The following is an 11,068-nucleotide window of genomic DNA, read 5'->3' as shown; positions in this document are numbered from 1 at the left end:
CGTTAAACTTTAGAAGCAGATAAATATGAAATAAAGGGTTGTCCTATTTTTTCCAATTCATTTTTAATGTTTTCATTTTTTATATTATTGACTTTTTCACTCACATCTTTCCACTGTTTCTCTAACATTTGATGGAGTTTAGCTCTGATATTATATTTCAATAAAACGGATTGTATCAAAGATTTATTACAACTATCTTCTTTTAACATTTCCATTTCTTCAATCGTTGCGTGTTTTAAAATATACCAATAAGCCCAGCTCCCCTTTAAATCCTTAATCTGATTCAACTTGTCAATTTCTTCAGTAATAAGCTCACATTTTGTTATAGAAGCTAAAATGTCTGGCCATTGTTTTCGCAACACTTCGTCCATATAGTTAGAAAAAATAAGATATAACTGTGATTTAATATCTATGCAGTGCTGAAAGTAATCCTCAGCAGTTAATTTAAATTTTTTCATTTTCATATATAAATTTATTTTTAATCGATTTACCTCACTAATAGCGTGAGATAAGGAATGGATGGTATCTATCTGTCCCGCCTGAGATAATAGGTGATAAAATTTACTGCTAAAATAGTCCCCAGCTAACACTCTAAGTTGTCTTGTACGCATCTTTTTCATCTCAATCTGCTCTTCTCCGATATCAACTAGATCATGAGTATCCATCCCCATCTGTATTAATGAGGTAACCAATGTATACAACTCAGAAATTTTATCTGAAGTTGAATGCTTATTTAGAAAAATATAAAGCAACCTTGAGCGAGAATACGGAAAAGTTGGAAGATCCGTATGTTTTTGAATCATATCGTATTGCATACTTTTTTTTGCTAGTTCAGGAACTAAATAACCATCCATTTAACTGCCTCCGAAATCATTACAATATTAAAATCTAAATCATTATATCATATCCGTCTAACACACGCACTTTACCAAAATACAATTTCATATATGAACTCAATGGTATTAAGAGATGCCATTAATCCATTGTTCCCAATAATCCGTAGTTTTCAGCTTGAAGAATGCGGTCAACAGCTCTTTGTAACTACTCTCAATCTGATCCATCTCTTTTGACCAACGACCTGCATTTGCGTCAATTGTCATTAAAAGCTTTTGATGACCTCCATTTAACTGTTCATAGTCAAACACTCTGATTAAAATTAATTTTACATTTGAAGTCTCTTCAAATCCCAATTGGATGATGGTATATAAATCTCTATAAACCAGATTAGGGTCCTTCACTTGTCCAGAGATATTCAAGTCAATGGATAATGTAGAATGATCCCAACCTACCTTACTAAGATTATTTTGAATAGGTAGATCACTCATAAAATCAACAATATTGCTTTCTGATAATTGAACGACTTCATTAATTACCTCTTTTTTATCACTGAATTTAGAAACAGTCTCATTAAATTCCAAATGAAAAAAAGTTGACAATACGAATGGGGTGATCAACATAATCATTGAGATAAGGAATATCCGATTCCATTTCACATCATTCTCCTCCTAATTTTCCTTCCTTATATCCCATTGTACAAACAAAAATGGCAGGCTATGCCTGCCTGCTAATAAAAAATTTTATTCACTTTCAATTATTCCATGTTTTGTTTGAATTGTTGCCTTACCTCGAACCTTTACAGCAGATGTATGCTCTGTAAATTGAGCGATCATCACTTCACCTTTATCTAGTTTTTCAGTGTGATTAAACCTCGTGTCCTGACCTCTTGTTAATCCGATTACGTTTACGCCATCTTCATTTGCTTTAATTATAACGTATTCATCATTTATTCTCTGCATGATACGCCTCCAATCTTTTCAATTACTCACCATTTCAGAATTATATCATATTTACAAATAACCTAGAATAAATGCAGATACTCATTTAGAAGATTTATAAAAATTCTTAAAGAGAAATCAAAACCGTTGTATCAAATTAGATACAACGGTTTTTAATAAATAGCTGTAAGATATGTATTTATTAGTTTATACCTTCTTTTAAAGCTTTACCTGGTTTAAAGGCCGGCACTTTACTAGCTGCGATATCAATTTCTTCTCCTGTTTGAGGATTACGACCTTTTCTTGCTGAACGCTCACGAACTTCAAAATTACCGAATCCAACTAATTGTACTTTATCTCCGCTTTGTAATGCTTCTGAAATGGCTTGGAAAACCGCATCAACAGCTTTCGATGCATCCTTCTTTTGAAGTTCTGTTGATTCAGCAACCTTAGTAACTAATTCAGATTTATTCAAGTTCTTCACCTCCTCCCAAAAATATTATATTATCATTTGTGTTAACCTTTTTAAATAAAAATATACATATAAACATTGAAAAATGTTAAAAACACTCCATTTTATGCTGATATACACACAAGGAATAATACAAATTGAATTTGAAATTCTTCCAAATCCTAATATATTATACATTTTCCTTTTGAAAAAGGAAAGAGCAAAAAACCGATTTAACCCTTTTATTTAGGAAAATCGGTTTTTTTCACAGTATCTAGTACTGGGTTTCATAATAATGTCTATAAAATGATAGCTATTAAGCCCCCAGATCCTTCATTCGTAATTCTTCCTAAAGTTTCTTGAAGTTTATGTCTTGCATTCTCTGGCATCATCGCTAGTTTTACTTGAATACCTTCTTGCACAATCGATTGTAATGATCTGCCAAAGATATCGGAATCCCATATTCTAACAGGGTCATCTTCATAATCTTGCATTAAATATCTTACCAGTTCTTCACTTTGTTTTTCCGTGCCTATAATTGGCGCAAACTCCGATTCTACATCCACACGTATCATATGTATGGATGGAGCCACCGCTTTTAAACGCACTCCAAATCTTGATCCTTGTCGGATAAGTTCAGGTTCTTCTAAAGTCATATCCTCTATAGGTGGAGCAGCTATACCATATCCAGTTGCTTTCACCATCTCAATGCCTTCAGCATAATGATCGTACTCTCTTTTCGCATGGCTAAATTCCTGCATCAATTGAAGCAAATGATCTTTGCCTCTGATTTCTACACCAACGACCTCCATTAGAATTTGATCATACAATTCATCTGGAGCGTATAGATCAATTTCAGCTATACCTTGCCCCATATTCATACCTGCTAAAGACGCTCTATCAATAAAGTCAAATCCTTCAAAATTCCCAACTACTCGATCCACATCTCGTAGTCTACTAATATCCTTCACTGTCTCCCTAACACTTTCTTCGAAATTCGTTCTTAGCCAGTGATTTTCATCCAAAACCATCACCCAGCTTGGCAGATTCACATTCACTTCATGAACTGGGAACTCAAATAGTACTTCTCTTAACACAGAAGTCATTTCTCGTTCTCCCATGGAGTCTACACTCATTGGCATCACAGGAATATCATATCTGTGCGACAAATCTTCACAAAGTTGATGTGTATCAGGATGATCTGGTTGAGTTGAATTTACAATTAAGATAAAAGGCTTCCCTACTTCCTTCAACTCATTAATCACACGTTCCTCGGCTTCAACATAAGATTCTCTATCAATATCTGTGATAGACCCATCTGTTGTAATGACAACACCTAATGTAGAATGCTCCTGAATAACTTTTCTAGTACCTATTTCTGCTGCTTCTTGAAATGGTATTGGATCTTCAAACCACGGTGTATTAATCATTCTAGGTCCATTCTCATCCTCATACCCATGTGCGCCTACAACAGCATATCCAACACAATCTACCATACGCACATTAACGTCTAAACCTTCATCTACAGTAATCTTCACTGCATTATTTGGAACAAACTTAGGTTCTGTTGTCATGATCGTTCTACCAGAAGCACTTTGAGGCAATTCGTCCTTAGCTCTGACTCTGTCAGCCTCGTTTGAGATGTTTGGTAATACGATGGTTTCCATAAATCGTTTAATAAAAGTAGATTTACCAGTTCGAACCGCACCAACAACCCCTAAGTAAATATCCCCACCTGTCCTTTCTGCGATGTCCTTAAAAATATCCACTTTTTCCAAAAAGATCCCCTCCTATACAAGGTATCGTACATTCAATTGGACTAGTAACAATATATGTAGCAAAAAAATGAATATGACTGAATTTTTGAACAATCCAGCCTATTTTTTTACGCATAAAATTACTTATAAACAATATTCACTGAAAAATATATGATTGCTATGAAAAAATATGCTTTATTTAGCCAAAACATATATATTAAGGAAAAACCAAAAAAAACCACTCATTATTATGAGCGATTTTAAAATGTATTGCGAATAATAGGTTCCTCATTCTTCCAATCATAAGGATTTGATTTCACTGGTACAAAGTTTGAGGTTTCAATTAATAATGCTCGCAAGTCTTGATTCATACTTATATTCTCTTCACCGTAATTTTCTATCATTTTCATGATATCTATACCATAATCAATCTTTACAATACCTGAGGTATGTACGATAGGGCTTAAATATGATTCTGAATAAGGGCTTTTGATTTGCAATCTTTTTTGACCTAATAAACTAAAATCAATACTATACCAGTTTTCATATATTTCCTCACTTTTAGGCAAAGCTCCATTATTACTACTAATATATAGTAAAATTTCCCTTTCAAGTGCATTTATCTTTTGAAAAGAGACGATATCCATTAATTTAACGGCTGGGTCTTCTTCAACATTTACTAATACAAAATAATAATTGCCTCCATTCTCAAATGCAACTGCAGGAGTTTGACCAATATAGGCGCTTAACTTATTAAAGTCAATGATATATTTTTCATAAATTGGTGTATCCATCTCACTATTTTTTATAGGAAGTAATCCACCTGAAGCTTGTTGGTACGCATCAACAGCTGTTTGAACTAATGTAATCGATTCTTTGATTGCACCTGTACTTTTATCTCCTCTCATATCATCTGGATATAAACATCCTGAAGTAAGTAAGATAAGGATCAAACACATAAAACCGTGACTTATTTTATTCATCTACTTTTCCTTCGTCCTTCCTCCATTATTATTGATGTATTTTAGAGATCATTATTATTTTCATTTTTCAATTGCGCTTGAACTACTTTATTCAAAGGACTTTCTGGTATGCTCACAATTACTTTTTTATTAAATACTTTTGCTTGACAAGCTAATCGTATATTTTCAGAAATTTGCTCTTGGCTCAATTTCGTCTTTTCACTTTGAGTCAAAGGCAAAAGAGTTGTAGGGTCATCCACTTTAACTTTACACATCAAACATGCTGCTTTGCCACCACATCTAGCTGGAATGACTACTCTAGCACGTATACTTGTGTCTAACAAAGAAGTACCTGCCTTCACCTTAATTATTTTATTTCGTGGTAAAAAAATGACTTCTGCCATTGTTCACAGTTCCCTTTCACACAAAGATTCACATAATAATTCACTCATTTTTTGTACATGTATATCATCAAATTGATTTCTTTTTAATATTTCATACAAGGCTGGAAAATACAATGTTCGATTTGAGATCATTTTTTCAGCAGCAGCTAAAAATCGATCTGGTCTATTACGTAGTACATTAAATACAAACTCATGTGCTAAAGGCATAACCTTTATCTGTAATCCATTTAAATTCACAGTATTACTATATTTTTTTAAAAAGCTCATATCAACTATATATTCAGACATTAATGAATGAACACTAAAATCTGCTACTAATTCCACTTCAATTCCGCCAATCTCATAATGACTAAGTAGTGATTTGAAAATTTCTGATTCACTATAATGCGGTTTATCTAAAGCATAGGATTGCAAAAGAGAATGAATGGTTGGAGAGAATTTTGTTTCAATTTGGATATCTAAATCCTTTGGCTCTGCCTTTAAAGAAATATTTTGTAAAAGAAGACCACAACTGCCTCCTACGTACCAATCAATATTTGAACCTTTCAATTTATTGTGTACATACGAAATACAATCACATAATGAGTTTGATAAAACCAATGATGCCACACCTTTCCATTCATTTTCAATAGTTCCCTACACGTTAATAATAAGATTTATTCACCGCTGTAATGGGTCCAATTCGAACAATCATAGCTTGGCACCCAAGTCGATAGCCATCATTAATTTCCTGCAAATCCAATCTAGAATTTTCCGCTGAATTCACATCACTTAACAATTCTGCTCCATCTTGAACATAACAACGACATCTTGCACAATTTCCATTTGTGCAGGCAAATTGCCAGTCAATATTATTTTTTACTGCGAGATCCAACAGCGATATATTTAGTTCAGGTTTCACACTTTTTTCTTTAAATTTACCTTTTAACTTAATAACTTGTTCATCTAAGTTTTTTTGTTCTGAATTTGGGTTGGACTTCGCTTTTTTTGAGAGTAACCTTCTAAATTTCATCTGCTTGTCCTCCTTAATTATATAATCGAAATCAAACCTAAAAAGAAGGAACAAATTAAAATAAAAACAGCAACAAACGAAATAATAAATCGAATAACTCCTTTCGTTTTTGCACGTGCAAATGTAATTAAAACAGATGCCAAAACCATAAAACCAATTGCATAGAATGATAACCACATTTTATCCATTGAATCCATTATTATCTAACTCCTAACCCTTATCACTTTATCTTTATTTCATCATCTACTATAACACATAATATGCACCCCAAAAAGAGATGTAAATATTGATTCATCAATTGCATCAAAACGTCCTTTTTGGATGCAATCGGCACCTGTTCCTCCATGAACTGACAGGTTTTAACTAGTATGAGAATGAAAAAGTTAAACTTTCCTTTACATGAAAAAGCATAAGGTCAATATCCAAACCCTATGCTTTCAAAAATTATTTTTTTTTGTTCATCATACCTTGCATCATATGTTCTAATTGACCTGGATTAAACCCGCTGCCTTTAACCGCTTTTATAATTTCATTTATTGTCGATTCGGCAACAGGAACGTTTACCATTTTTGAAACATTTAGAATTAATTCACGCAATTGTTTTTCACTCTGTAAGGTTGAAGGTTTCACTCCACTAGCAATTTTTTCAATATCTTTGTGAGATACTTTTTTCCCTGTTTTTTTCTTAACTACATCTAATACATTTTTGGATAAATCCTTATTACCTTTATTACCTTTACTCATACTAACCCTCCTTATTCTGTGCTAATGCATCTTATGAATAAGAAGGGAAATTCGTGTAGGCTATTCCACCCATTTTTTTGATGATGGTTTAGCAATATCCTCCATTTCATGGGTTTTAACACGTCCCATTAAATCTTCTACTGCAAATTTGGGCTCTTTATTATTAAATAATACTTCGTACATTTCGAAGGTAATTGGCATTGCAATGTCATATATTTTAGAAAGCTCATAAGCAGCCTGCATATTTTTAATACCTTCAACTACCATCCCCATTTTTTCCAACGTTTCATCTAGTGTATTTCCTTGAGCGAGTAGATACCCTGCACGCCAATTTCTGCTATGTTGACTTGTACAGGTAGCAACTAGATCACCAATGCCAGCTAATCCAATAAAAGTTAATGGATTAGCTCCCATAGCAACTCCTAACCTCGCGATTTCAGCTAAACCACGAGTAATTAAAGCTGCTTTTGCATTATCACCGAACGATAAACCGTCAGACATTCCACCGCCTAAAGCAATAATATTTTTTAAGGCTGCCCCTATTTCAACACCAATAATATCTGGATTTGTATATACTCTAAAATAGGAGTTAATAAATAAATCTTGAACCTTTTCTGCAGCATTCAAATTTACGGATGAAATAACAACTGTTGTAGGAGATTTATTAATTACCTCTTCAGCATGACTTGGACCTGATAATACAGTTATGTTTTCCTCATCTACATTTGTAAGCTCTTCAGCGATCACCTGTGACATGCGTTTAAGAGATTTCGCTTCAAATCCTTTTGTGGCATGAACGATTAGATGGTCTTCATGAACAAATGGTTTGATTTTAGAAGTTACTTCTCTCATGCCTGAAGATGGTGCTACAATGACAACTGCAGTCGTTCCAGTCATCGCCTCCTCAATAGATGTAGTTGCTTTAATTTGATTAGAAAGAGTAATATTAGGAAGATACTTGCTATTCGTGTGTTGACTATTCATTTCCTCCACTTGTTTTTCATTTCGCGACCAAATCATAACCTCTAATCCATTATCAGCTAAAACTGAGGCAAGTGTTGTCCCCCAACTTCCAGCTACAAAAACAGATACTTTTTTATTTGACATTGTTCTCCCCACCTCTCTTGAAAAGAAACTCTTTTTATTAAAAAACGATTTTAGTCGGTGTTTATGAAACATTTTTCATGTATATCTTTATGTATTTAGCAGCTCACTTATTGGGGTGTAATTACCCTTTTTGACCCACTTTTCCTTCTTGACCTTGTATAAGCCTAACTATGTTTGACCTATGTCGAAACCAGGCAAAAATCCAAATAAAAATACTTAAATAAAGAACTTCATTTGATTCACTAAAAATATATATAGATAAAGGCAATAATAACGTAAATAATAATGAACCAAGTGAAACATAACGAGTTAATATTAAGAACACTATTGCTATAAGACCCGCGAATATAGTTGGTAAAGGTGCTATTGTTATGGCAACTCCAATGGTTGTAGCAATTCCTTTTCCACCTTTAAAACCAAAAAACAAAGGCCAATTATGACCTATAATAACGAGCAATCCGCATAAAGTTGGAATTATTATTTGGTCAGGTGCAAACCAGTTTCCAATCAAAACGGCCAAAATACCTTTGCAAATATCTAAAACAAGTACACCAATAGCAGGCCAAAGTCCTAAAACTCTTAACGTATTCGTCGCCCCTGCATTTCCACTACCATGTTTACGAATATCAATCCCTTTAATCCATTTTGCAGCAATGGTGCTAAAAGAAATTGAACCCAATAAATAACTAATTAATATGGGCAATATATAACTCACTCATTCACCCCCTACTTAATCATCTTGTGATTTCCTACGCAGAAATATTTGGATTGGAGTACCTTCGAAATTAAATGAAGCACGAATCCTGTTTTCTATATATCTTCTATAAGAAAAATGCATTAAAGCAGGATCATTCACAAACAAAACAAATTTAGGTGGTTTGATAGAAACCTGTGTAGCATAATTAATTCTTAATCTCTTCCCTTTATCTATAGGAGGTTGATTCATTGCCACAGCATCAGAAACCACATCATTTAAAGCGTGCGTAGGAATTCTTAACGCATGCTGATCAGCTACATAATCAACTAAAGGCATTAATTTGTGTAATCTTTGATGTGTCATCGCTGAAACAAAAAGAATCGGAGCGTAACTCATAAATTGGAACTGTTCTCGAATTTTAGTTGTGAATTCCTGCAGGGTCTTGTCTGATTTTTCAACAGCATCCCATTTATTCACTAGAAAAATAGCAGCTTTACCAGCTTCATCTGCATATCCAGCAATATGTTTGTCTTGTTCAATAATTCCTTCCTCTGCATTAATTACAATTAATACAACATCAGAACGTTCAATTGCTCTCATTGCTCTCATCACACTGTATTTTTCAGTTGTTTCATAAACTTTTCCTCTTTTACGCATCCCTGCCGTGTCTATAAACACATACTTTTGTCCATCTTTTTCAAATGGAGTATCTATTGCATCACGGGTTGTTCCAGCTTGATTGCTTACAATCACTCTTTTTTCTCCAAGAATTGCATTTACCATTGAGGATTTACCCACATTAGGTCTGCCAATTAAAGAAACTTTAATAACATCCTCATCATATTCGTTCTCATCTTGTTCTGGAAAGGAATCAACTACTTTATCTAATAAATCACCTATCCCTAATCCGTGAGAACCAGAAATCGGGAAAGGATCTCCAAAACCAAGCGAATAAAATTCATAAATCTCATTTTCACGTTCTAAATTATCTACCTTATTTACTGCTAAAACAATAGGTTTCTTAGATCGAAATAACATGTTTGCTACTTCTGAATCAGAAGGCGTGATTCCGGATTTCACATCTACCATAAAAATAATAACATCCGCCTCTTCGATAGCCAGTTCTGCTTGAGCTTTGATGGATTGCGTGATTTCATCTTCACTGATTTCAATTCCACCAGTATCAATAATACTGAATTGTTTATCTAACCATTCACCATTAGCAAAAATTCGATCTCTTGTAATACCAGGTTTATCTTCAACTATGGCGACTCTTTCACCCACAATGCGATTAAATATAGTTGACTTACCAACATTTGGTCTGCCTACTATCGCTACAATTGGTTTAGCCAAAACGTTCACTCCTAATCTAATTCCTCATGAATATTATCATATCAAACTTAATTTTTAAAGACCATAAGAATATCTAGGCACAGCAACAACTTAATTTTTTATTTTCACAAAATATTGTTTCAACCCTTGATACCCCCTATTAACCACTTCAGAGATAAATCTACAGGTGATAAAAGTTAATAACCATATATCATACAATTCAAAAGTTCCTAATTGTAAGGGGAACTGGTGAAATATAATAAAGGATAAAGTAAGATCTCCAAAGATCATTCCAAGTGTTATCACTGTAAATTGTTCTAATGAATTTTTAATTAAACAGGCAATCAACAAAGCCAATACTACAGCTATATCCACTCTTGGATGATAAATAATAAACATAGGGTCTATGAAATACAGCACTTGAAGCAATACATATAAAATACTAAATAAAATCAAATATAAAAAGAAATTCACGGTAACAATTTGAAACCTATTTGTAACACAGATATACAATGAGGTTAAAACCATGAATAAATAACTTAAGTTTATAGCATAACCATCAGCAAATGGTATATCTATAAACAAAAAAAACATCCATAATAGTAAAAAAAATAAGATTGATCTTCTTGAAACATCTTGAATAATTTGATTCTTCCAACCAAAAAACAACAAAATAAATATTATGGATAAGAGCAAAAATGATAAGTATCCAGGGTTCATATTTTTCACCACTTTCTACTCTTATAGTTTGAAAAAATGTTGTTTTTTACTCAATGAAAGGAAAAAATCGGCGAACTCGCTCTGAGACCGCCGATTGATATAAGAAT

General features: G+C 33.3%; 15 protein-coding genes. All 15 read right to left on the bottom strand.

Annotation, left to right across the window (positions count from 1 at the left end; translation table 11 throughout):
• Nucleotides 1–2 precede the first annotated feature (2 nt).
• Nucleotides 3–854: a heptaprenyl diphosphate synthase component 1 gene (locus EPK97_RS06160; protein ID WP_162035726.1), complete on the bottom strand. Its 852-nt coding sequence runs from the start codon at nt 852–854 to the stop codon at nt 3–5.
• Between the two features lie 108 nt (nt 855–962).
• Entirely contained in the window at nt 963–1,493 is a 531-nt protein-coding gene (locus EPK97_RS06155; protein ID WP_162035725.1) for a hypothetical protein, read from the bottom strand.
• A gap of 84 nt (nt 1,494–1,577) precedes the next feature.
• Nucleotides 1,578–1,796 carry a trp RNA-binding attenuation protein MtrB gene (gene mtrB, locus EPK97_RS06150; protein WP_162035724.1) on the bottom strand — a complete coding sequence of 73 codons (219 nt, stop codon included), beginning with the start codon at nt 1,794–1,796 and terminating at the stop codon, nt 1,578–1,580.
• Between the two features lie 181 nt (nt 1,797–1,977).
• Nucleotides 1,978–2,250 carry an HU family DNA-binding protein gene (locus EPK97_RS06145; protein WP_162035723.1) on the bottom strand — a complete coding sequence of 91 codons (273 nt, stop codon included), beginning with the start codon at nt 2,248–2,250 and terminating at the stop codon, nt 1,978–1,980.
• A 275-nt stretch (nt 2,251–2,525) separates the two neighbouring features.
• Nucleotides 2,526–4,004 (bottom strand): stage IV sporulation protein A, encoded by a 1,479-nt coding sequence (gene spoIVA, locus EPK97_RS06140; protein WP_162035722.1) that lies wholly within the window; start codon nt 4,002–4,004, stop codon nt 2,526–2,528.
• Nucleotides 4,005–4,243: 239 nt separating this feature from the next.
• Complete coding sequence (locus EPK97_RS06135) at nt 4,244–4,966, bottom strand: hypothetical protein (protein WP_162035721.1); 723 nt, start codon at nt 4,964–4,966, stop codon at nt 4,244–4,246.
• Between the two features lie 41 nt (nt 4,967–5,007).
• Complete coding sequence (locus EPK97_RS06130) at nt 5,008–5,349, bottom strand: 2Fe-2S iron-sulfur cluster-binding protein (RefSeq protein ID WP_162035720.1); 342 nt, start codon at nt 5,347–5,349, stop codon at nt 5,008–5,010.
• 3 nt (nt 5,350–5,352) lie between these two features.
• On the bottom strand, nt 5,353–5,949 hold the full coding sequence (locus EPK97_RS06125) for a nucleotidyltransferase domain-containing protein (protein ID WP_162035719.1): 597 nt from the start codon (nt 5,947–5,949) through the stop codon (nt 5,353–5,355).
• Nucleotides 5,950–5,992: 43 nt separating this feature from the next.
• Nucleotides 5,993–6,361: a 2Fe-2S iron-sulfur cluster-binding protein gene (locus tag EPK97_RS06120; RefSeq protein WP_162035718.1), complete on the bottom strand. Its 369-nt coding sequence runs from the start codon at nt 6,359–6,361 to the stop codon at nt 5,993–5,995.
• Between the two features lie 17 nt (nt 6,362–6,378).
• Nucleotides 6,379–6,558: a DUF2768 family protein gene (locus EPK97_RS06115; protein WP_162035717.1), complete on the bottom strand. Its 180-nt coding sequence runs from the start codon at nt 6,556–6,558 to the stop codon at nt 6,379–6,381.
• Between the two features lie 247 nt (nt 6,559–6,805).
• Nucleotides 6,806–7,105, bottom strand: a complete 300-nt coding sequence (locus EPK97_RS06110; RefSeq protein WP_162035716.1) for a stage VI sporulation protein F — start codon at nt 7,103–7,105, stop codon at nt 6,806–6,808.
• Between the two features lie 60 nt (nt 7,106–7,165).
• On the bottom strand, nt 7,166–8,212 hold the full coding sequence (locus EPK97_RS06105) for an NAD(P)H-dependent glycerol-3-phosphate dehydrogenase (RefSeq protein ID WP_162035715.1): 1,047 nt from the start codon (nt 8,210–8,212) through the stop codon (nt 7,166–7,168).
• A 121-nt stretch (nt 8,213–8,333) separates the two neighbouring features.
• Nucleotides 8,334–8,927 (bottom strand): glycerol-3-phosphate 1-O-acyltransferase PlsY, encoded by a 594-nt coding sequence (plsY, locus tag EPK97_RS06100; RefSeq protein WP_338075659.1) that lies wholly within the window; start codon nt 8,925–8,927, stop codon nt 8,334–8,336.
• Between the two features lie 15 nt (nt 8,928–8,942).
• Nucleotides 8,943–10,262, bottom strand: coding sequence for a ribosome biogenesis GTPase Der (gene der / locus EPK97_RS06095; protein ID WP_162035714.1), 1,320 nt, complete (start codon nt 10,260–10,262; stop codon nt 8,943–8,945).
• Nucleotides 10,263–10,352: 90 nt separating this feature from the next.
• The gene (locus EPK97_RS06090) at nt 10,353–10,961 is read right to left on the bottom strand and encodes a YphA family membrane protein (RefSeq protein ID WP_420826778.1); all 609 of its coding nucleotides are present in this window, start codon (nt 10,959–10,961) and stop codon (nt 10,353–10,355) included.
• Between the last annotated feature and the right edge of the window lie 107 nt (nt 10,962–11,068).

The organism is Chengkuizengella sediminis (assembly GCF_010078385.1).
In the GTDB taxonomy this organism is placed as follows: domain Bacteria; phylum Bacillota; class Bacilli; order Paenibacillales; family KCTC-33759; genus Chengkuizengella; species Chengkuizengella sediminis.
Note: the sequence above shows the minus strand (reverse complement) of the source record. Positions and strands in the feature narration are given on the sequence as shown.